General features: G+C 44.3%; 20 protein-coding genes and 1 pseudogene. 14 read left to right on the forward strand and 7 right to left on the reverse strand.

What is annotated here, in order from left to right; all coding sequences use genetic code 11:
• Window positions 1-348: 348 nt before the first annotated feature.
• From G459_RS0120810 to G459_RS0120825, 4 genes are all read right to left on the reverse strand, one after another.
• On the reverse strand, window positions 349-777 hold the full coding sequence (locus G459_RS0120810) for a hypothetical protein (protein ID WP_157373397.1): 429 nt from the start codon (window positions 775-777) through the stop codon (window positions 349-351).
• 265 nt (window positions 778-1,042) lie between these two features.
• Window positions 1,043-1,468, reverse strand: a complete 426-nt coding sequence (locus G459_RS0120815; RefSeq protein ID WP_026969369.1) for a response regulator — start codon at window positions 1,466-1,468, stop codon at window positions 1,043-1,045.
• Between the two features lie 304 nt (window positions 1,469-1,772).
• Window positions 1,773-7,469, reverse strand: a complete 5,697-nt coding sequence (locus G459_RS28095; RefSeq protein WP_035456562.1) for a PAS domain S-box protein — start codon at window positions 7,467-7,469, stop codon at window positions 1,773-1,775.
• A 215-nt stretch (window positions 7,470-7,684) separates the two neighbouring features.
• Window positions 7,685-7,942, reverse strand: coding sequence for a hypothetical protein (locus G459_RS0120825; RefSeq protein WP_026969370.1), 258 nt, complete (start codon window positions 7,940-7,942; stop codon window positions 7,685-7,687).
• A gap of 389 nt (window positions 7,943-8,331) precedes the next feature.
• Here G459_RS0120825 and G459_RS30460 point away from each other — a divergent pair.
• Window positions 8,332-8,796 (forward strand): annotated as a pseudogene (locus G459_RS30460) (endonuclease domain-containing protein).
• Between the two features lie 290 nt (window positions 8,797-9,086).
• Here G459_RS30460 and G459_RS29950 read toward each other — a convergent pair.
• Complete coding sequence (locus tag G459_RS29950) at window positions 9,087-9,359, reverse strand: hypothetical protein (protein WP_157373398.1); 273 nt, start codon at window positions 9,357-9,359, stop codon at window positions 9,087-9,089.
• Between the two features lie 173 nt (window positions 9,360-9,532).
• On the opposite strand from G459_RS29950, the gene G459_RS0120840 reads away from it, so the two are divergent.
• The 5 genes from G459_RS0120840 (at window position 9,533) to G459_RS0120865 (ending at window position 14,608) form a co-directional block, all read left to right on the forward strand.
• The gene (locus tag G459_RS0120840; RefSeq protein WP_026969371.1) at window positions 9,533-10,360 is read left to right on the forward strand and encodes a KilA-N domain-containing protein; all 828 of its coding nucleotides are present in this window, start codon (window positions 9,533-9,535) and stop codon (window positions 10,358-10,360) included.
• 796 nt (window positions 10,361-11,156) lie between these two features.
• Window positions 11,157-11,879 carry a DUF6438 domain-containing protein gene (locus G459_RS0120850; protein ID WP_026969372.1) on the forward strand — a complete coding sequence of 241 codons (723 nt, stop codon included), beginning with the start codon at window positions 11,157-11,159 and terminating at the stop codon, window positions 11,877-11,879.
• A gap of 140 nt (window positions 11,880-12,019) precedes the next feature.
• Window positions 12,020-12,889, forward strand: a complete 870-nt coding sequence (locus G459_RS0120855) for a hypothetical protein (RefSeq protein WP_026969373.1) — start codon at window positions 12,020-12,022, stop codon at window positions 12,887-12,889.
• Between the two features lie 158 nt (window positions 12,890-13,047).
• The gene (locus G459_RS29160; RefSeq protein WP_051315346.1) at window positions 13,048-13,656 is read left to right on the forward strand and encodes a hypothetical protein; all 609 of its coding nucleotides are present in this window, start codon (window positions 13,048-13,050) and stop codon (window positions 13,654-13,656) included.
• Between the two features lie 463 nt (window positions 13,657-14,119).
• Window positions 14,120-14,608, forward strand: coding sequence for a hypothetical protein (locus tag G459_RS0120865; protein WP_157373399.1), 489 nt, complete (start codon window positions 14,120-14,122; stop codon window positions 14,606-14,608).
• A gap of 187 nt (window positions 14,609-14,795) precedes the next feature.
• Here the strand turns inward: G459_RS0120865 and G459_RS28110 are convergent, their stop codons facing one another.
• Both G459_RS28110 and G459_RS0120875 read right to left on the reverse strand, forming a co-directional pair.
• Complete coding sequence (locus G459_RS28110) at window positions 14,796-16,601, reverse strand: type I restriction enzyme endonuclease domain-containing protein (protein ID WP_245588217.1); 1,806 nt, start codon at window positions 16,599-16,601, stop codon at window positions 14,796-14,798.
• Entirely contained in the window at window positions 16,568-16,978 is a 411-nt protein-coding gene (locus G459_RS0120875) for a lantibiotic dehydratase (protein WP_026969375.1), read from the reverse strand. Before G459_RS0120875 ends, G459_RS28110 begins: the two co-directional genes overlap by 34 nt.
• Window positions 16,979-17,424: 446 nt before the next feature.
• Between G459_RS0120875 and G459_RS0120890 the strand changes: the two genes are divergently transcribed.
• From G459_RS0120890 to G459_RS28125, 8 genes are all read left to right on the forward strand, one after another.
• Entirely contained in the window at window positions 17,425-17,619 is a 195-nt protein-coding gene (locus G459_RS0120890) for a hypothetical protein (protein WP_026969376.1), read from the forward strand.
• 241 nt (window positions 17,620-17,860) lie between these two features.
• A complete protein-coding gene (locus tag G459_RS0120895; RefSeq protein WP_026969377.1) occupies window positions 17,861-18,511 on the forward strand; it encodes a DUF6266 family protein in 651 nt (216 codons plus the stop codon).
• A gap of 977 nt (window positions 18,512-19,488) precedes the next feature.
• Window positions 19,489-20,238, forward strand: a complete 750-nt coding sequence (locus G459_RS0120900) for a hypothetical protein (protein ID WP_026969378.1) — start codon at window positions 19,489-19,491, stop codon at window positions 20,236-20,238.
• On the forward strand, window positions 20,238-20,666 hold the full coding sequence (locus tag G459_RS0120905) for a hypothetical protein (RefSeq protein WP_026969379.1): 429 nt from the start codon (window positions 20,238-20,240) through the stop codon (window positions 20,664-20,666). The genes G459_RS0120900 and G459_RS0120905 overlap by 1 nt, the downstream gene beginning before the upstream one ends.
• On the forward strand, window positions 20,642-20,866 hold the full coding sequence (locus tag G459_RS28115) for a hypothetical protein (protein WP_035456563.1): 225 nt from the start codon (window positions 20,642-20,644) through the stop codon (window positions 20,864-20,866). The genes G459_RS0120905 and G459_RS28115 overlap by 25 nt, the downstream gene beginning before the upstream one ends.
• A 172-nt stretch (window positions 20,867-21,038) precedes the next feature.
• Window positions 21,039-21,290 carry a hypothetical protein gene (locus tag G459_RS28120; RefSeq protein WP_051315347.1) on the forward strand — a complete coding sequence of 84 codons (252 nt, stop codon included), beginning with the start codon at window positions 21,039-21,041 and terminating at the stop codon, window positions 21,288-21,290.
• A 305-nt stretch (window positions 21,291-21,595) separates the two neighbouring features.
• Entirely contained in the window at window positions 21,596-22,450 is an 855-nt protein-coding gene (locus G459_RS0120920; protein ID WP_026969380.1) for a chromate resistance protein ChrB domain-containing protein, read from the forward strand.
• 61 nt (window positions 22,451-22,511) lie between these two features.
• Window positions 22,512-22,964: a chromate resistance protein ChrB domain-containing protein gene (locus G459_RS28125; RefSeq protein WP_035456564.1), complete on the forward strand. Its 453-nt coding sequence runs from the start codon at window positions 22,512-22,514 to the stop codon at window positions 22,962-22,964.
• Window positions 22,965-22,966: the final 2 nt, after the last annotated feature.

The following is a 22,966-nucleotide window of genomic DNA, read 5'->3' on the forward strand; positions in this document are numbered from 1 at the left end:
AAATGGCTATTACCCAGATGAGGTCGCTGCTAAGTCATACTACTGCTATTAAGAAACTGAAATGAAAGCAAAGAAGGACTAAAAGATATACTTCTGTGGAAGTACTGAAAAACCTTGTATCTCCTTCATGTTTCAACTAAAAATACCTTGTACGGCTGGGGCCAGGTTGCAGGGTGGGTTTGTGGAGGGTGAGGTAGCAAGAGCCCGTGCCGAAATTCTAATCCCGACCGTCAGAGTATCGGGAAGCATAGCGTATCGGGTAAAAATAATCACTCTATTTCATTGATGTTCCTTCTACAGAAATTGCCCCATAACTATCCAAGCATCACCGGAATAGACACATTAAACTCACAACTCCTCAGGCATATTCATCCAAGCGGTAGCCAGTCCCTTTATTGGGCCGGTGCTGCAATCCCTACATTCATTAGTTTGGCTTTGCTTTAAAACACCATTGATGTAGATATTTACCGTAATGTCTTCCGAAGGCTCGCGCTCCACAGCGGAATTGCATTCGGGACACTCTGCCGTGCCATGAATGGTCAGCGTCGCGGGTGATTCTTTGGGAACAAAAGTATAGGTCCATCCGCTATCCGACAACCCCCCAAATGATTGAAAAGTGTTGATTCGATTTCCGTTTTCATCGTCAAACTCTCCCGACCATTTTACTCCACCAGTTGTCAGGACCTCATAGGTAACTTGAATTTCGGGCTCTTCTTCATTTCCACATGAAATACAAAAACTGCACAAAAACAGCAATAAAATAAGGAATCGATTCATATAGCCAGAATTTTCTAGTGAAACATTGTCGATATGACGAAACGTAATTTTTATTCGCTACAAGGATGGAGAAGATTTCCCATTCCTCGAAATTTGGATTGAACCGGTATCTTCAAGCCTGCCACCGCTCAATCGCCCGCTCCTCGAGGAGAGCGAGAAGTTTATTCCTTTTGGAATTTTGGTATTATGAAAACTTCCAATTGCTGCCGTCAAAGAAATTTCTAGAATACCGAAAGTCAGGTTCTTACGTGAGGCAGTGATTTGATTAATCAGCAAGTTTGGAAATCTGAAGCCAGAATTCCTCAATTTTTAGAACAACATGGAGAAATTCCTCCATCTCCAGTGGTTTTTTTACATAACTGTTGGCGTAATTCGCATAGGAGAGATTGATGTCCTTTTGACTGGAGGAGGTGGTGAGCATGATCACAGGAATTTTTTTGGTTGACTCCTCTTCTTTGATCATTTTCAAAACCTCATGGCCATTGAATATCGGGATATTGATATCCAAAAGAATCAAATCGGGTTTTTGAACCTCCGCAAATTGCCCTCTTTGGAATAAGAAATCCAACGCTTCCTGGCCATTTCTTACCACGCTGACTTCAGTTTTTATTTTACCTTCTTCAAAGGCATCGAGTGTTAAAATGATGTCTCCCTCATTATCCTCTACCAAAAGTATGTGTGCTGGCTTCATAGTTATCTTAGGCTGTGGAATTTATATGAAAGATAAAGGAAGAATCTGTGTCTGATTCAGATTCGACCCAAATATTTCGTCCGTGTTGTCCCTCTCACAACAAATGAAAATCATCTTAAAAGCTGACAAATAAACTGGGCAAAAAGGCCCCTGAGCTAAAAAAAATCACGATAAAGACACTTTTTTCAAATATTACTTCATTTCAACAATTTAGAGACGTAATACTGCTGTCTCTTTGAGATGCAGTTTTGATCCACTTTACTTTTTAATTTAGTTAAAATCCTGTTCATGGTTTCCCTAAACTTTAATCAGATCTTTTAGGAAGTGTAAAGAAGAATCTGGAGCCTTCTCCCAGGGTTGACTCCAGCCAGATTTTTCCTCCCCAGATATCGACTTGTTTCTTCACAATCGATAAACCTATCCCACTGCCTCCATATTGATCCCGATTGTGCAAGCGCTGGAAAATGATGAAGATTTTGTCGAAGAATAATGAATCTATTCCTATCCCATTATCGCTTATTGAGAAAGTCCATTCGGTAATTGTTTCCTCCGCCTTTAGCTCGATTCTGGGTGGAACTCCTTCCCTCGAATATTTAATGGCATTGTCTAAAAGACAGTGCAATACTTGAGTAAATGGAGCTTTGTGCGCCTCAATGAACGGCAGATGTGGATGGATGAAAACCACAGATTTTTCTTCAATGACTTTCTTCCTCAATGATTTGTAATCTTTGATCAGGTCTTCAAGGTTGATTTTTGATGCTTTTTCATTGATTTCCCCGGCCCTTGAGTATTCAAGTAGGTCGAGGATAATTTGCTTCATTCGCTTGGCACCGTCTGTTGCGAAATGGATGTATTGATTCGCTTTGTCGTCGAGCTGATGCGCATATTTTCGCTTGAGTTGATCCAGAAAGCTGGATATCATCCGCAGTGGTTCCTGTAAGTCATGGGAAGCGATGAATGCAAACTGTTCCAATTGTTCATTGGTGATCTCGAGCTCATGTGCATGCTTTTCCAGTGATTCGTTGAGTTTCAACAATTCTACTTCATGTGTCTTCCGATCCGAAATGTCTGTCATAGCTCCTACCATCCGTATGGCCTTTCCTTCTTTGTTTCGAATGATGATTCCTTTGTCTACGACATACCCAATTTCTCCGGTTTGCTTTCGGATCCGATATTCCATCTCCCATCGGGAGACAAGCGGATCATTGATAGCTTCCTGGATGCTATGTTGGATTAAAGGAAGATCCTCAGGATAGAACCCGTCTGTCCAAAATTCATCCTCCTTCAGAGATTTGTAGGTGTTTTCTCCAAAGAATTTGTCGATGCCATTGCTTCGAAAACAGGTTTGATTTTCGATTTCCCAATCCCATATCGCATCATTGGTTGCTTCGGTGGCCTTTTCAAACCGTTCATTGGCCTTTCGTAGGGTTTCTTCGCTTCGTTTTCGCTCTGAAATATCCCTGAAGAAAATCGACAGTCCATTCGCTGAAGGATAGATATGATTTTCAAACCACAAATCGTAAGGTTTATAGTGTTCCTCTACATGTACATATTGCTGGGTTGCCATAGCTTTTTCATAAGCATGGTGAAATGGCTGGTTGAGCCCTTCGGGAAATTCCGTCCAGATATGTTTTCCAATCATCTGGTCTGGATCACGATTGAAAACCTCTCCGGCTCTTTTGTTCATATGGGTATAACACCAGTTTGAATCGAGGGCTACAAATGCTTCAGTGATTCGCTCAAGGATGGTGTTTTTTTCCTCTAGGGCCTCTAAAAGTCGCTTGTCGGCCTCCTTTCGCAAGGAAATATCCCTAAAAAAAACGGTGATCCCGTCCTCAGAGGGGTAGGCATTTACTTCCAGCCACATGCCATAGTTGTCCTCAAAAGTTATGGGGTGTCCCGTTTCCAGGACTTTGTGGTAGTTGGTATAAGAAGGCAAGGCTACCGCATCAGGGAAAATTTCCCATAGGTTATTTCCAATCAGCTGTTCCCGCTTTACCCCAATCAGTTCTTCTGCCGCCCTGTTCCAGTAAGACACTGTGAAGTTTCGGTCCATCGTAAAAAATGCATCTGCGATACTTTCAATGATGTTGTTTTTATCCTCAAGAGCTTTCAAGCTAGTTTCATCGGCGATTTTTCTGGAAGTGACATCAAATCGAATAGCGAGGTATTGAAATGGCTTATTTTTCTCGTCCAAGAATGGGACAATGGTAGTGTCTACCCAATAATAGGTGCCGTACTTTGCCTTGTTTTTAATTTCACCGCGCCAAACTTTGCCCGATGCTATAGTTTTCCATAAGTCTATGAAAAATTCTTTGGGATGATGTCCGGAGTTGATGAGTTGATGTGTATTTCCAATAAGCTCATGCTCTGTGTATTCTGAAATTTCACAAAAGTTTTCATTCACAAAGGTGATCACTCCTTTACTGTCTGTAAAGGCAACAATTGCAGACTGATCTAAGGAAAATTTATAATCTTCAAGAGTCTTCAGACTTTTTTGTAAGGCTATTTCATCGACCTTTTTCTTGTGAATGTCCTGGAAGCTTCCATATGTTTTGACACATTTTCCATGGATTCGCTCGCTTTTACCTATGCATCTTATCCAGCAGTCATTTCCTTTAGCTGTCTTTAAAAGGATTTCCAAATCAAACTCTTCTCCAGAATTGATAAGCTTTTCCATGAAGTATCGAACTTGGATTTTACTGTCTTCGGCCAAGAATTCTGAACCTCCGGAAATTGACGTATCGTAGCCTTCGTCTACCTCCAAGATTTCTTTAATCATAGGAGACCAATACATCGAATTCCTGTTCTTGGTCATCAAGTCCAGTTCCCAGCTACCTATTCTGGCCATCGCTGTCACTTGTTCCAGTAGGTCCTCCGTCTTTTTCTCTTCTGTGATATCCAATATCAGGGAATTGAAAATAACAGAACCGTCAGTCAGGTATTCCGGGGTACCATAGCCCTGGTGGAACCTGAGTTCGCCGCTTGGCATGATATATCGCCATCTTGCGATCCATTTTGATTTGTTTTTTATCGATCCATCGATACTTGCTCGCACGACCTCAAAATCACCTCCGGATTTTATTCCATCCCAGATCAGATTATTGTAACCAATGGACTCCTCGGCACTATATCCCCAGATTTCCTTTGCTCCACGGCTGACATATTTTATTCTGTCGGTGCCATCAGGATGGATGATGTATTTGAATACAATTCCCGGGAGGTTATCCGCCAGTGACCGAAGTCGGTTTTCAGCTTCTTTGCGTTCATGAATGTCCTGGAAGCTGCCAAAGATTCGGATGCACTTCCCGTTTATCAATTCGGCATTTCCAATGACTTTGACCCATTGTTCCCTATTCTTGGCGGTCACCAAAACAGCTTCAAAGTCAAAGGGTGTTCCCAGCGAAATGCAGGCAGTAATACTTTCTTTAATCATTTCACGGAAATCTTCCCGGTAAAAATCAATGCCTCTTTCCAGGTCAGGGAGAAATGATTTAGGATCTGTTTCATGTAAAATATGGACCATATCTGTCCAAAATATTTTCCTTTCAATCGGGTCGATTTCCCAACTTCCAACTCTTGCAAGGGAAGTGGCTTGAGCATTGAGCTGACTTAGTTTTTTCTCTTTGGTTATGTCCTTTGCTGAAGCATAGATTACTCCCGCTTCTACTTCGGAATTGCAGGTCCAGCTGAGCCAGACAATCTCACCTTTTTTGGTAATGTATCTGTTTTCGAATTTGAAGGTAGTTTCTCCCTTTCCCAGGTTTGTCACTTTACTGGCAGAGATGTCCTTATCCTCCGGGTGGACAAACTCATCAAAGGAATGAGATACTATTTCCTCATTGCTATAACCAAGGAGCGTACAGCCTGCTTTGTTCATTTTGAGAAATCTCCCCTGGAAATCTGCCAGGCAGATAATATCGGGAATGGCTTCGAATAAATTTTGAAGGGTTGTTTCAAGCGACTTTCGATTGATTTCTGAGCCTATGAATGTCTCCAACCTCCGGAAAAGATTAACAAAGCGACTCATGCTTTGAGGATCTTTGGAACTCCCAAAAACAAGCACGCCAACAATGTTGTCATTAACCAATAGGGGCAAGCCTAAAAAGGATTTTAACCCCGCTTCCTCAGCAGCTTTAATACGGGGTACGATACCCGAATTTTCAGCTGAATTTAATAAAACAGGTTGTTTGGATTCCCATACTGATCCCGGTAGACCCTCGCCGGATTCAAAGGCTCTGAATGCCAAAGTCTGGCCATAAAAATCAGCCGCCAGCGGAGAATTGTTGCTGTAGCTTAGCAATTGGATTCTGGTATTCTCCAGATTGGGAACCCAAATCTCTACAAAATCAAAATCTCCAAAGTCTGCAAACGTGTCGCACACTCGCTGCGTAGCGTCTGCCAGCTTTTTTTCTTCACTGAAGATCAAGCTGATTTGACTTAATAAATTCTGCTCCAGTTCCTGATTTTGCTTTTCAGTGACATCACGCTCAATAGAAATCCAATGGGTAAACCAGCCTTTTTCGTTGGCAACCGGTGTCACTGAAAAATTGATCCAGAATTCCTCGCCGTTTTTTTTGTAATTAATGGTTGTGATTTCGCAGGCTTCCCAGTTTCGGAGCGCTTTGCCCAGCAAAGCCATCTTCTCCATATCAGTCTTTGGGCCCTGGAGGATTCTGGGAGTTTTTCCAATCACCTCTTCAGGAGAATATCCGGTCATTTTGGTGAAGGCTTCATTAACGTAGACGATCCTCGGGCCAGGCTCGTCAAATGGCTCAGCCTCGGTGATTAGGACTGCATCAGATGTATGGGTGATGACACTTTCGAGCAGTTTTAGCTGTTGTTCTTCTGCCTTCCGATAAGAAATATCCTCACAGATGGCAACAGTACGGATTGGTTTTCCGAGCTCATCTTTGATGAATGCCACATGAAGGCGAACCCAAACAATGGAGCCGTCTTTTCTTATGTAGCGTTTTTCGTTCCGGTATTCTCCTTCTCCCCGCAGGGCTTTGCTGAATACTTCCCAATCTTTTTCCCGGTCATCGGGGTGGGTGAGTTCTGCAAAATTCATTTGCAAAAGTTCCTCTGTTGTATAGCCCGTGATGGTCTCATAGAAGGAATTGACCAAAATTATTCTGCCTTTGGCCGGATCAACCTGCGCAATTCCTAAAGAAGCGATCTCAAAAATGGTTCTAAAATTGGCTTCACTTTCTATGAGTTGCCCACTTACCTGATTTAGTTCAAGTTCTGATTTTTTCTGAGTGGTAATATCCTGCACGGTGCCTTCTAATATTACGGGTTTCCCGTTTTTGTCTTTTAACTGACGTCCCAGTTCGTGCACCCATTTTATCCTTCCATCAGGTAGGAGAATACGATGGACAAAATCTAAATCTTTTCCGCCTTCAAACGTTAATTTTTGCGCAAGTTTAAAGGCCTCCCGATCATCCGGGTGGATGGACTCATAGAAATTGTTGAAACTTACCTCAAATGTTGAACGGTCTCTTTCCCAGATTTTAAATATTTCGTCAGACCAAGTCAGGCAATCTGTGATCAAATCTTGCTTCCAATAACCCAGTTTGGCAATCGATGAAGTCGCTCTTAGCCGCTCTTCGGACTCCTTGATGGCCATTGATTGTCTTTCTTCCTGCGTGATATCCTGACATACCATTAAGACACATTTTTTACCCTGAAAATCAACCCTGTGTCCATTGATTTTCATTCTTATCTTTTCGGCATTCTTTTTCTGATGAGTACAGACCCCAAAATGAATGTTTCCAAACTTCGAATCAATATCGATGTGTGCCGCTACCAATTCGGGGATCTCTTCTTTGAGCGGGAGGTCTTTGATGGTTAGGTTTAAAAATTCATCCCGGGAATAGCCGAAGGATTGGACCGCGGCTTCGTTGACATCCAGGATTTCAAAAGTATTGAGATCATATACCCAGTTTGGAAATGGGCTATAATAAAAAAGGCTACTGTAATCGGTAGTGATTGATTCCATAAGACTAATCATTTTCTCTTAATGTACTGAATATCAGTTGTTAATCTGTAGAATATGCACGGCTCGAAAACGTTTGAATTGTTTCCAGTTTGATTAACAATGTCCTTGAAGGTTATATAGTTACAAAAAATTGAATTCGAAATCCGATTAGGAACCTCTTTTAAGCGATGTACCGAGTATAATTCCTGAAAAAGGCTTTATAAAGTTTACTATTTTCATTGGCTGAGTGCAATTTCTCCGATTCCTGAGAAGATTATTGCACCGGATAGTAAAAGAAAAGTAAGTGAAAACTCTGGCAACTCTGAAAGAACCAGCATCTCCCACCACCACTGCTCAAGCTTCCTCTCCATGAGCAGCCTGTCCCGAGATTTTAATCCCAATCGCCAGAGAATCGGTAATAGGGGCGGGATGAGGTATTCATCGATACCCATCCAAAAAGTCCCATCGGGACGTCCGATCCCATAGCCAGCCATTTTAATGGCTGGAGAAAAGGAACATAAATAAATTTCAGAGTCCCATCGGGACGGCACATATCTTTTTCTTGCTCCTGATCGCTTCGGCTTTGGATGAGAGCAGTTTTGAAAGAACACAGATCTCCAAATCTACCACTGCTCAAGCTCCCTCTCCTAAAGGAGACGGGGGACAAGCCGTCAAAAAATCTTCTAGCAGAAGATTTTAGGCTTGGGCCAGCTTGCAGGGTGGGTTTGTGGAGGGTGAGGTAGAAGAGAGCTTGGCCCGAGATTTTAATCCCAATCGCCAGAGAATCGGGAATAGGGGTGGGGTGAGGTTGAAAAGAGGCGAAGCTATCCAATGGGAATTGGGATTTGATTTGGTGATTCAACTCTTTATTTTAGAAGTAGTTATGGACTATTCCCAAAACCTTTTTTACGGTGCTTCATCAGTAACCCACCAACGAGCCCGAGAGCTTCGCAAATCACTTACTCCCGCTGAGCAGATACTTTGGGAAGTTCTCAAAAACACACAACTGGAAGGGTACAAGTTCCGTCGCCAGCATCCGATCTACCGATATATTGCCGATTTCATGTGTTTATAATTGATTTTAATTGGCCACAGGGAATGCCCAAAATAATCACTCCACTGTGTGATCCCGTACGTGCGGGATCATGGGCATTTCAACTGCCACAAACTCCGTCTGGTGATAGAGCTCGATGGCGAAGTACATGAGGAAGTAGACCAACAAGAACACGATACCAATAGAGACCTGGTGATCCGCGAATTCGGTGTCAGAGTCCTTAGATTCAAAAATCAAGAAGTCATCAATGATCCTAAAAACGTGGTAGAAAAAGTAAAAGCATTTCTGCCTTGATTTACCCCACCCTAACCCTCCCCTTAAAGGGAGGGCACTAGAGCAGAGGACTGTCAATACTTTTCATTCAAATCGTAATTCAATATCCAAAAAGGATGGTATTATGCCTTCCCAACTCGGACTGTTAAACTGTATTTAACCACTGCTCAAGCACCCTCTCCTAAAGGAGACGGGGGACAAGCCGTCAAGAAATCTTCCGGTGGAAGATTTTAGGCTTGGGCCAGCATGCAGGGTGGGCCGTGAGGAGGTGAGGTAGAGTAGACCCTGTCCCCAGATTTTAATCCCGATCGCTAGAGTATCGGGAAGTATAGCATATCGGTAGCTGAGGGAGGATTCCTCGATTTTCTCTTTTCCTGATAGTTTCGGTAGGGAGTGGCTTGGATTGGAGCAGGATCTTCCAGTCTACCACTGCTCAAGCTCCCTCTCCATGTGAGCCAGTCCCGAGTAGCATAGCGGATCGGGAAGAGGGTTGGGGTGAGGTAGTGAAGGGAGGGATGAGGTAGGAGAGAGCCTGTCTCGACAGCTGTACGGGAGCAGGGTTGTTTAGTTCCAGATTTTTCCATTTATTGGCAACCAACTCACTACCAAAGATTTGCAAACTTTAAACCAATCGAAATCTGACCTGATCTTCAGGACTTGAATTTTCGATGTTAAATCTATGGTGTGTGGAGCATAATTATTGGTCATGCACTGCCCGATCCCTAATAGTGTAATACCTAAAGTCAAGCATATTGATATGGCAAAGAATAAAAAAATAGAAGTAAAAGGAACAGAAATCACCATTTTCAAAGCTGAAATGGATGATTATATTTCGCTGACTGATATTGCCCGTTATAAAGATGCTACCAATACGGACGATATTATCAAAAACTGGCTGCGGAATAGAAATACGATAGAGTTGTTGGGTTTTTGGGAGCAAATGTATAATCCGGATTTTAAACCCGTCGAATTCGACGGGTTTAGAAAACAAGCTGGCCTAAATAGCTTTGTGCTGACACCTAAGCGATGGATTGAAACTACCAACGCTATCGGAATGGTATCAAAATCTGGCAGGTATGGAGGAACCTATGCCCACAAGGATATCGCTTTTGAGTTTGCTTCGTGGGTTTCCATTGAGTTTAAACTCTACATAATCAAAGAATTTCAGCGATTAAAAGAAAGTGAAAGCGACCGTTTAAAACTCGGATGGAATTTCCAGCGAACGCTTGCCAAAGTAAATTACCATATCCATACCGATGCCATTAAAGAAAAACTGATTCCGGATGCAATCAGCAAACAACAGGCATCTTTTATCTACGCCAGTGAAGCTGATGTACTTAATATGGCACTCTTTGGTAAGACCGCCAAGCAGTGGCGCAATGAGAATCCAGATCTCAATGGAAATATTCGTGATTACGCCGCCATTGAGCAACTGGTTGTCCTATCCAACATGGAAAGTACAAATGCATTATTGCTACATCAAGGGATGGAGCAAAGCGAACGGCTTATCCAGCTTAACGAAATGGCTATTACCCAGATGAGGTCGCTGCTAAGTCATACTACTGCTATTAAGAAACTGAAATGAAAGCAAAGAAGGACTAAAAGATATACTTCTATGGAAGTACTGAAAAACCTTGTATTTCCTTCATGTTTCAACTAAAAATACCTTGTACGGCTTGGGCCAGGTTGCAGGGTGGGTTTGTGGAGGGTGAGGTAAAAGAGCCTGTCCCGAGATTTTAATCCCGATCGTTTAAGAATCGGGAAGCGCAGCGGGAGTTTGGGTGAGGTGCCCAGCAATACCCATCCAAAAAGTCCCATCGGGACGTCCGATTCCATAGCCAGCCATTTTAATGGCTGGAAAAAGGAAGAAAATAGATCCTAGAGTCCCATCGGGACGGCACATATTCCATCGGTCTTTTCGGTTGATGGCTTCGATTCAGGTTGAGGCCATCTCGGAATGGACTCGAATATCCCTCTCTACCACTGCTCAAGCTCCCTCTCCATGTGAGCCAGTCCCGAGATTTTAATCCCGATAGTTAGAATCGGGAAGTGCAACGGATCGGGAAGCCAGCCTGCAAAGCCTGTCCCGATAGCGTAGCATATCGGGAGTTGGTTTTCTCATAACTAATTCTTTTCTTGGTGTACCAACTTCTCTACCACCGATTTGCAACCCGTTTATCCCCCGATGATCCCTGCATTCCGGTTTTTGCAGAAACCGGAGTGTGTAGTGAATATGGTAAGTCATTGAAATACAATCGTTAATCTCGAAAAAAACAAAAAGGCAAACGTCATAGCTTTCCTAGACTTATTGCAATTAGCGATCCAACAGCGAACGATAAACCTCACAAAATGGCGCAAATAAGCGAGCGGCAAATAGGACAATGAAATACCCGGCATTGATTTGTATAATATTCATTCTCTTTTTCCCTAAAAAGGATGAGAAATTTCCAATATCAATAGAAGGAGATTGGATAGAAGTATGTGAAGAAACTGAGCGGGTTTATGATTGGTTAGGACTTAGATTTGAGAACGATACCGCATATGAAATAAGTGATTTTGGATTGCTGGCAAAGGGCCCTTATTCAATTATAGAAAATCGCATTATAACAGATGAATCTGATGGGATTTTTGAATTCACCATCCTCAATCTTACCGAGGATAGTCTAACAATTGAAAGAAATGGAGACGTAATCCAGTTCTACTCAAGGAGATTAGAGTATGATAAAGACCTAAAATTTAACTCTATTTCAATATCTACTTATAGATGTATGGATTTGTGTTGGGAGTTTGATTATAGACTAGAAAGCAATGGATTTGAAGTTTTTGATGGTAAATATAATACCCAAACCATTGGGGTTAGGGAAAGTAAAATGAATGACAACTTGCTTGGGAAAGTAGATAGCCTTTTTAAGTGGTCGAACTTAAAGTGCATTGACCCAAGATCGGTTCCAGTTGCAATGGATGGTTGGTCAATAAAATTTGATATCAATTATAATGACAACGAATCAATTGCCTTTTCAACAACAGATTTTGGAGTTCCTTTTAGACTCAAGCCAATATTTCATTTGGTAGAGAAGCACTTGAAAGAGGAAGGACTAAAGTAATCATCCATTATATGAACTTGGATCCAGTCGGCGGTATCTTTAAGAAGTCAGGTGAAAGTAAGAGCATGGAGATCACGACTTCGAATCGGCCGTATCCAACCAGAATCACGTATAAGCCATTTTAAAAAGACGACACGGACATGGGGACTTGGGGAACAGCCATAAAGGACAGTGACGCATTTGCTGACATTTACAGCGAATTTTTCGATCTGTATAATAAAGGCGGGCAACCCGACATCATTTCCAAAAAAATCCTCGACGACAATTGGGAAATTCTTGAAATAGAAGAAGAGAAGAATAGTTTCTGGTTTGCTCTAGCCCTAGCCCAATGGGAAACAAAATCGCTAGACCCAAAAGTATTGTCGATAGTTGCAGACATAATTACATCCGGTGTTGACTTGAAAATTTGGCTTGAACTTGGGGCAAGTGAACAAGATATTAAAAAGCGAAAAATTGCACTTGACAAATTCCTTGAAAAAATTGAGTCAGAGAGATCAAAGGCTAAACCGCGAAAAAAAGCAAAGTTCAGAATACCCGTTTTCGCAAATGGGGACTGCTTGGTTTTTAAATTGAAAAATGGCAACTATGGTGGAGCCGTTGTTTTAGCGACAGACAAAAATCCTGAAACTGCATACAACTTAGTGGCAACAACAAGGCTAAATCAAAGTGACAAACCGACACTTAAGAACTTTGAAAATGCAGAAGTTTTAATGTGCAATTTCGGACAGTGGCAAGACAGAGTAGATGTAGCTTGGTATATGCCTGATTTATTTTATAAAGACTATGCTGACGTATATGAAAATATTGGCAAAATCTCAGTGGACTTAGAGTATGATATAAAGAATTATGAAGGAAAAGGATATTTATTCAAACCTTTGTACACGGCAGGTTGGAGTATGAATGATGCAGCAGAAAGACAATTCGAATCTGAAAGGACAAAACCGAAACCGACGAAAATTTTAACTATCAAACAACTGACTAAGAAAGAGAAATGGTGGAAAGTGTTCTAAGAAAAACGCCCTATAACCGGCGCTTGGCAAAATGGCGTTTAGTGCTCCGCAGACACATTTGTGGTTAATCACAGTTTGGTTCTTCACATTAATATTTGTGTTGAAAATTGCCACCTTTCCCAAACACCAAAACATTGACATCAATTTTCATTGGACAGATGATACATACCAATAGAAAGAAAATAAGAGGATGGAAAAGGAGAATAGGACACGTGGATTCTTGGTTCCATACCTACACGACACCTGACTTTAAATCATTTCATAGCCGTGGAGAAGATTATGTTAAAGTAAGAATTAATCCATGGAATAGACTATGTGAGAGGGTTCCTCCAAATTGGTACTTCAGACTTATAGTTCAAAGGTTGATTGACATCCATGATCATTGGAAAAAAAGTTATGACGTTTTAAAAGAACCATTTGATCTACAAATTTGGCTGAATGATCCAAATACGATAAGAAGTCAAGTGGTGTGTGCAAAAGTTGAGAGGACAGGAATAAAAAGAGATAACTATTATCGACAAAGCAAAGACAATGTAGAGTTCCCGACTCTTAAATGGAAATCAAAAACATATGACCTCTCAAGATTTGAGTGGACACTGTATGATGACGAAGATCTTCGATTTAAAAACATTGAGGAACTTAGTTGTGAGGAAATTGAAGAATTAAGGAAATTAGGATTCAAGACCGAAGAAACAGTAATAAATGGACAATCTGAGACGATGTATACAAGAAAGGTAGGACATGTTTGGATCGGACGCGAGAAATGAAAACTGCTGCCAACAACATGCAAAAAAATGGCGCGGATATTCTAAGGCGAAAGTGTTTCATCTAACTTACTCCGGCATCGTGGACAGGGAAGCGGTTTCAAGCACGCCACTTCTTATGAACAAGCGTTGTGTACAAGCTGAAAAATGAGACCGATAACTAAAATATTGACTATAGCTCTGCTATTCGTACTTTATAGTTGTGATTGGACTGAAGAAGGATGAAAAGGTTGATGATAATACTCTGTCTTTGCTTTTCAGATGCTTGTGGAAACAAACAGCTCGATTTTTAAAAGTCTAAATGGAACGAAAGTGTTGACGGATTTTGGTGCTGAGGGATACTTCGCCGAGTGGGGTCCACGGAGTCCACACACACTTGGAGCCTCTTTTTTGAGGATTGATTTTAAAACCCACTACATTTTGATCTATTTTGATGTCTGTGTTCTCGACCAAACAACATATAGAAATGAACGAAGGCTATCAAGGTATAAACTTGACAGTTTTTGCTATTGGGGTTGACGGGCTAATTAGCAACGACCAAATTGTCGATACCTTCATTCATTCAAAACAATTCTCATTTGACAGTCTACGTGATTGCGTGAAGGCCGAACCAGAGAAAGGATATTTGAGACAAGCTTTTGACGTTGACAAAATAAAAACCTCCGACTTCAAGAAAACGGACAAACAAGGAGCTGCGCAATTCCTTTCTGACCTCCTAAACGAACCGGATTGGGGCGACGACAGAAATGACTTTGCTAAACTGATTGACAGATACTTTGAGACTTGCAATACGTCAGCGGGGATTGATTTTTACATAATTTCGAAAGACTGGTTTGACAAAGACGATGAAAAAGTAGTCGAACCTGAGAGTTGGGCCTATACATATTACTTTCTTATCATCTCCGTTGACAGAGGTTCCAACTTGTTGACAATAAGTGAATGGATATATGATTGAAATAAAGGCTTCATCGCCGTCCAATCTAATCGGCTGTGGTTAGTGGTTTTAGAGTTGGATCAGTTTCCTTTCAAGTCTAGGAAGTGAATTCTGAACTGATAGAGGGGAAGAATTACAAATCCCCTCCAACCCGACACTGATTCAACTGCTCCCAGCAAGAGCGCTTAAACCTGGCCATCGCAGCCGTCTACCTGCCACTATACTTCTTAAAATTTTCCGCCTGCTCAAAGATCTCCTTATACACCTCATCCCGGTCAACAGGAGGGTAGTCGTTTTCGGCTAAAAGGATAATCAGATCCACCTTCAACTCGGCCTTGATGTCGTCACGCTTGCTCCAGTCGGTGTACTTGGCCTTGTCATCCACGACGTCCTTGACCTGCTGGGCCAGGTGAACCAGCTTGTCCTCAGGATAGACGAAATCATACTTGATGGCCAGAGCCTTCAGGATATCATAAAAAGCTTTTTCCTCGAAGTCTATCCCCAATTCAGCAAAGGACTCCTTCTCCTTCTTCATCGCGTAGTAGAGGTCAATGATCTCATTGGTGAAGTCTTCCAACACCTCACTTTGAAGCACATCGGCCTCCTTCCGTTCATTGTACTTCTCTACCAGGTGCTGCATCTTTTTGGAAAAATCAACGCCCTTGATCTTGTTGATCCGCTTGAAATCATCGATGGCTTTCGCCAATAGCTTCTGCAGCAACTTGATCTTGGTATGGGGCAGCTTGATCTTGTCGATCTTGGCCAGGTAGTCCGCCTCAAAGATATCCACCTCCTTTTGATCACCGTCACCCAACTTAAAAATCTCCTGCACCCCTTCGCTTTTGATAGCTTCCTGGATCATCTCCCGCACCTTGGCGTTCATCTGATCAGTGTCCGGAGCTTCACCTTTGGTCAGTTTGAAGACGATGGAGCGCACCGCGATGTAGAAATGGATCTTGTCCTTTTCAGTATTGGTAAACGCCGCCGAACCCGAGCAGATATCATAGGCTGCCTTCATCCGCTTCACCAGATTCATAAAGCGCTTCTCCAGCTTTTGCGTCAGCTGCACATACTCCGCCGCTTTATTCAGGGTGTTCAGCTGCTGGATCGGCGAACCGAAAAAGTAGAGGCTGTCATCAAAGTTGTGGAAGACGGCATTCAACAAATCCATATGGTCTTTGACCACGATGATCGACTGTTCAATGTCCTCAAAGTTCTGACTGTCAATCGTGGAATACTGCTTCAGCGCCAGATTCATCTGCTTCTTGATCCCGATGTAGTCCACCACCAGGCCTTTTGACTTTCCTTCAAACTTCCGGTTTACCCGGGAGATCGTCTGGATCAGACTGTGCTCCTGTAGCGGTTTGTCAATATACATGGTATCCAAAAAGGGAACATCAAACCCCGTCAGCCACATATCCACCACGATGGCAATCTTGAAATTGCTCTTCGCATTCTTAAACTGCCGGTCGAGTTCCTTCCGGTATTCCTGAGTGCCCAAAGCATTCCACAATACCTCCGAATCGTCTTTGGACCTCGTCATCACCATATTGACCCTCGCCATCGGCTTGAGTTCTTTTCTGTCTTTTTCAGAAAGTTCTACACCCGAGTCCGCTGCCAACACTTCCGCCCACGTAGGTCTCAGGGCGATGACTTCCTGGTACAGCTGATAGGCGATCTCCCGGGTGCTACACACAAACATCGCCTTGCCCAGGAGCGTACTGCCTTCTTCGATTCGGGCTTCGTAATGGGCCACAAAGTCCCTGGCAATCGCCTCAATTCGTCCCGGATCACCGAGGATCGTCCGCATCTGCGTGATCTGCCGTTTGCTTTCATCCACTTGGTATTCGTTGGCACCGGCTTCCGCCACCATCGAATAATACTGCTCGATCTCCTGAAGCTTGCTGTTTTCCAACAGGACCTTGGCAGAGCGCCCTTCATAGACGATCCGCACCGTGATCTCATCCATCACCGACTCAGTCATGGTATAGGTATCCACGATCTCCCCAAACACGTCCAGCGGAGTCTTTCCGCCCGGATGTCAATTCCCTGTGCCAAAACGAATGTATCGGTTTCCGCCGTATCCGGGTTTTGGACGATTTCCTGGGTGTTGAGGGGAAGGATGGTTTCAGTTTTATCACTCCATCCGGCAGTGCCGACTGCTGCCCACCTTCCGAAGGGCGTACTTCGGTATTTCCCCCGGAGCAGGTATTTGTAGACGGTTAGCCGGGTGTCTTCGTCCAGCCTGTCGTAGGTTTTGTCTTGGATCGCTGCATACAGGCTGGGGGAGGAAGAGCGGATTCTGGTCTTGATGTCCTCCCAATGTTGCATGACCTTGGAGTCGTCCCGTGGATCGAATCCCAGCAGGGGAATGCGGTAGATAAAGTCCATGTTCTCTTTTTTCCGGACATTTTATTGATCGGAGCCAACAGCCCAAAAAAATGCGGACGGAGAGCGTTATGCCTTGGATGAGGAGATGTTTGCAGCTGATTTTTGTTTAGGCAGCGCTCTTTCGGGTCATACTGGAAAGGACTTTATTGAGTATTAATGGCGGTATTTTTTTCATTCCAGGGCCAGTCCATATTTTCCACATAGTACATAGAGTGCACAGAATCCACAGAATCCACGGATTCCACCCGGTGTTTTGATTTTTTAAAATCGCCCAGCACTTTAGCTCCCCGCAATTGCAAAGACAGGTCCCTGGCAAGCTAAAGGGTATCGACAGGTTTTTGGTAAAGCCCAGTTTGGCTTTTTTGGAAGCAGGGCAGCAGGCAATTGGCCGCTGGCTTACTTCATTTCAGAGTCTGATTTTTAGTCGCTTTCATTTCTAATTGACCATGAACATCAAACGGTGTGTAATCTATGCAAAAGACATCCAACGGATCACGGGCCGGAGTGTGCGGTACAGCCACGAGGTGATCCGGAAGATCCGCCATCTGACGGAGAAAGAGAAGGGGCAGTATGTGACGGTAGCCGAATTCGCTGCTTTTTCCGGGATACCGGAATCAGAAGTGTCAGATTACCTTAACTAATCCCACAGCTAGACTTACGGGCAGGCAGCGTGCAGGCAAAGGCATATCAATCCGCTACGGGTCCCATACTTCATTCGGACTTTGTACCGTCGCTCTACCGTCTGGCTACGGTCTGGGTATTGCCTCCGGCAATAGTATCCCGGTAAATACTCGGTAACCAAACCGCATCATCACTAAGGCCGCCTTCAGACGGCTGGGAAGTACCCAATAATTTGTTTTAACCTAAACATGACAACAACCTATGGCACAATTAAATCATCCTTTTATAGGCCGGATCTCAGGGAAACTGGGCAATCTGGTCATCTACCAGCTCAATGGGAAGACGGTAGTCCGTGAAAAACCACAATGGAAAAAGAGCTACCAGGCGACGGCACTCCAGCGCCTGTACCAGCAAAAATTTAAACTGGCGACCGCAGCGCTTCGTCCGCTGCTCAAAGTGTTGGATACAGGATATGGGGAATATGTGACCTCTACCCGAAAGGGATTTCATCTGGCACTGTCCCAAACGCTAAAATTCGCAATGCTTGAAACCCAAGGAACCGTCAGTGTGAATTATGAATCCATGTTGATTTCATCAGGGTTTGTGAGCCCGGTACTCAACCTTCAAACTGCCTGGGTCGGAACACGGGAGCTGAGTCTTCACTGGGAATCCCAGGGAAATCAGGGAAACGCCAGAGACTCTGATCTCAGCTGGATCGTGTTGTATAATCCGGATCAGGGGATAGTAGAGGAGTTTACTGGCGGAGCCTTTCGCAGAACCCAATCCCAGATCCTTACACTATCCCCAAGACTCAATCTGGAAGGAACCTACCTGTACCTATCCTTTTATCGTCAACTAACCGGGAATAAAAGAAGGTTTTCAGACTCGGTATGTATCGCTCTGGAGACATAAAAACTTAGAAAGACAGGGATTCAGATAAATCTGGAATCAAGAGAAGATCAGAGGTTGTCTCCAAAGGCCTGATTATGTCAGGCCTTCAGCCTTTGTTCGCAGGAAATGGTAAAATCATTTGAATTACAAATTCTCAGACCATTCCGCCGCAAGCTCCCCTCTCTTTAAGGAGAGAGCCTGTCCCGAGAAGTGAAGCGGATCGGGAGGCTGGGGGTGAGGTTGACCTTCGGCATCGACTTTCCGGTCCTTTTATTCTTCTGCGCCGAGGTTGGAAAATCGGGCTCATTTTTTTACTCGGAGTTCAAACCCGGACTATTGTATCGGTCATGCCTCCGGCATTGCATAGTAAGGAATTCTACCGCTACCTATTTTTTCAGACGTAATCAAATTCCTGGAAAATACCTTACTTAATCGGCGATGGTAGGGCCCTTCAGGATTTTCGGTTTTTGGTGCTGCGGAAAACCGTATAAAAAACAGGTTAGCTCTCGAGTGGGCGAGAGAGATCCACCTGTTTTTAGGTTTGAAGCAGCACCAAAAATCCAATCGCCCATCAATACTGGTCTAGCAGAAAACACCACCGATTGGAAGTAAAGACTGAGGCCCGAAGTTTTTGGTTACTTTTTGCGTCAAAAAGTGACGACGGAAAAAATTAGAAAAGCCCTCAAAATTCTGCCAAAAAGACCAGAATTTCAAAATTTTTCAATTCATCTGCTCCGTTGTCCTGCTTCTCCAGAAGCAGGACTTTTAATCCTTTGCGACTTACCGTCTTTGCGAGAATTATTTTTGAGAAGAATCATTACTGAGGTGCCATGAAGGTCGGGAAGGTTGTTCCCGGCCTTTTTTTATTCAAAAACCACCTAATAACTAGAGCAAGAAGTGGCAAAGAGTGCAGAGAAAAGCAAGGAATGCATGTTTAGTTGATAATCATTTCGAAGGCTATCACCTTGGTGTCATGTTTCACCAAAACCCATATTACTATGGCAAAACAAGCGAGTATAATTACACTGAAGGGGAGGGTCGGGAGACTTTCCTTTTACAAAACCAAGGATGGCTACCTGGCCCGGGAAAAGGGGGGCGTGGAGAAATCCAGGATCATGAATGATCCGAGATACGCCAGAACCCGGGAGAATATGCGGGAGTTCACCGACAATGCCAACTCCACCAAGTTGGTGAAGGATGCCCTTCGTCCGGTGATCTCCAAAGTCAGTGATCAACGCCTTGGTCTCCGGCTGAATCAGCAGATGATGAAAGTCCTCAAGTCAGATGCGGTAAGCGTCCGGGGAGAGCGGAAGGTGAAAAATGGCAACTGGAATTTGCTGGGAGGAATGGAGCTGAATATCCGTGCATCATTGTCAAAGACATTGATATTTAAATTCGATCCAGTGGATTCGCCTACCACTTGGCAGGTGGAGATTCCGGCGTTAGTGCCCAGTGATGAAATCGTTCATCCTGTAGATGCGCAGGGTTTTCGGATCACTGCGACAGGAGTAGGCTTGGATTTCGATGCAGGCACCCGTTCTATCGTCACTGCGACAACGGGAGTCCTTCCGGTTTCCGCGCCTGTAGAAGCCGCTGTGCTTTCCATTGATAAGTCACAGTTGAGTGGTACCCACTTCCTGTTTGTATTGAGTGTAGAGTTTTACCTCACGGTCAATACTACGGATTACCACATGAACAACGGTGACCACAATGCAGGAAAGATCCTGACTGCAACTACGACTGCCTAATGCGCCTGCTGCTAAAGCGGAGATACACTCCCCGGGGCACTCCGGGGAGGCTCTTCCTCGGCAACCGACAGCTGTGCTTCATCCGGGAGGCTCCGAAGTCCTGCTACGATCCCGATGTCCATTGTCTGGAAGAGGGAGTGTACGAACTGGAACCGGTGCACACGGAGGCCGAGGGCTGGAGGATACAGGTAGGGGAAAGAGGCTGGATTCGTTCCCGGCCGCCGGACCATACTCCTGAAAAGGAGGAACTCTGTCCAGTCACGGCTTACCGTGCAGACGGCACGCCGCTCTTTACCCGCCTGGCTTTCCTGAAGCTGTTGGACGAACTGTCATCAGTCTGGGAGCGGGGAGAGGTGGTTGAGTTGCAGGTGGTGTCAGTTGGCATTCCTTACGTCCTGGAATCGTGTCGGCAACCGTCCTATTCCTGAGCATCCTGGGGGCCCTGGTGTCCCTGCTGCTCTCGGTGATCGCCTACTTTCTAAAGCTCCTGATTGAGGATTTTAGGCGGATGAGTACCGAACTGTCCCGGCTCAAGGAGTCGGTGATCCGGCTCGAATCCGAGCAGGTGGTGATCAAATCCCTGTTGGAGAAATACCGCGGCCAACTCAAAAGCAAGCGAAGCCAATAGGGTATTTGATATCCCGACTAGGGTCTATGGTCTCTCGACTCCTGACTCTTGATTCTTTTCTCTTTGCTTCGACTCCGCTCAGCATGACAGATTCTTGACTCTTGACTCTTGGCTCTTGGCTCTCGACTCTAGTCTCTTAACGCTTAACATCTTAACACTTAACAAATTCACTATGAACATACTAAGCGAAGTAAAAAACCGGGCCTTGGCCCCAACCCCTCCTTTCTTCCAGTTGCTGAAGAAGGCAGGACTATTGATCGCCGCCATCGGCACGGCAATGTTGACCGCACCGGGAGAAGTACCCGAGATCCTCATGGCCTATGCAGGCCATGCAGTGACGGCAGGCACCATCCTGATCAGCATCTGCCAGCTCACCGTCGATGAAACCCGACTGGAGGAAAAGCTGCTGCAGGCAGTGAAGTAAACCTGTAAAGCCTTACTAATCGAAACCCGGGCAGGAGTCTTGTCCGGGTTTTTTTGTTGTGTTTGATCCGGGTTTTGGGCATCCGCTTGCTGATATCTTGAAATCAGAGTGGAAGTGTACCTGAATTACGGGACCCGGATAGAGAAGCCTTCCCTCGGTCTAATGGAACATCGCGAATTCAAAAAAAACAGAGTTGGGTAAGATTAGCTTTTCAGCCTAAATTCATCCGGGCAACAAACGGTACAGGCAGACGCCTCAAACCCACTTCCATGTTTCTCACCTTTCAACCTTAAGTTTAATTCTGTATGAGATGGATTACCCGCGAACGTCCCAAGATTGACCGAATCGCCTGTCCCTGGCTGATCAGGCGTTTTGTGGACCAGGAAGCGGAGTTCATCTATGTCCCGTTTGAGGAGGTGATTCCAAAATCCAAGGAGTTTGATGCCATTCCTTTTGACCTGCCCGGTGTGGAGTACACGCATTACGGGGATGAATGCACCTTTGACTATATTGTCAAAAAGCATAAGCTGGATGATCCCGCTTTGAAAGTGATGGCCGTCATCGTTCGCGGGGCCGATACGGACCGCCACGACCTTGCCAGCCAATCCTCGGGACTTTGGGCAATATCCGCAGGCTTGTCACACAATGTGAAAGATGATAGTCTGCTCCTCGAAAAAGGAATGATGGTCTATGATGCCTTGTACAGCTGGGCAAAATATCTTCAGAACGAAAAGCACACCCAAAACCCGATCGAAAACCTCTTGCTGGATGTCTACAAGAAATTTCTCAAACACAAATCCGGTAAAATACCGGAGTGGGCGAAAGAATTGAAGGACATAATTCAGGACCAGATTGACACCAATCTGTCGCTGAGTTTGAGGGAGCTTTCCGAAAGTCTGAATGTCCATCCCAGTTATCTGTCGCGGGAGTTTTCCAAGTATTTTGACGACTTGTCCTTTGGTGACTACATCCGCAAACTCCGGATAGAAAAATCAATCATCCTGCTCGACGATCCCAAACACACCCTTGCAGAAATCGCCTACCTCACGGGATTCTCTGATCAAAGCCACTTCAACCGGATTTTTAAAAAATATACCGGCAAAAATCCATCCGAATACCGGAAAAGTTTGCTGAAAAGTAAAACGGATACAAACCGGTAAATTCTGTTCTATTTCCCCATTGTTTCTATTTGTAGCCTTGTACGGTTAAACCGTGCAGACTATGAAATGGATCACCCGTGAACGCCCCAAGATCGACCGGATCGCCTGTCCCTGGCTGATCAGGAACTTTGTGGACCACAAAGCTAAGTTCATCTATGTTCCCAAGGAAGATGTCTTTGCGAAAGCCGAGGAACTGGATGCCATTCCTTATGACATTCCGGGAGCTGAATATTCCCATGAAGGCGAATTCTGCACCTTTGATTACATCATCAGACGGCATCAACTGGCCGATCCTGCACTTGATCAGATTGCATTGATCGTCCGCGGAGCAGATACGGACAGATTTGATCTGGCTCCACAAGCCGCGGGACTCTGGGCAATATCTGCCGGACTTTCCCACAATATCAAAGACGATCATGAACAGCTTGTCCTTGGGATGAAGATCTACGATGCCCTCTACAGCTGGGCAAGATATGTCCACAATGAAAAACACACTTGGTCATCTAAAATCTGAAA

Origin of the sequence: Algoriphagus terrigena DSM 22685, assembly GCF_000429445.1 — a bacterium.
Classification (GTDB): Bacteria; Bacteroidota; Bacteroidia; order Cytophagales; family Cyclobacteriaceae; genus Algoriphagus; species Algoriphagus terrigena.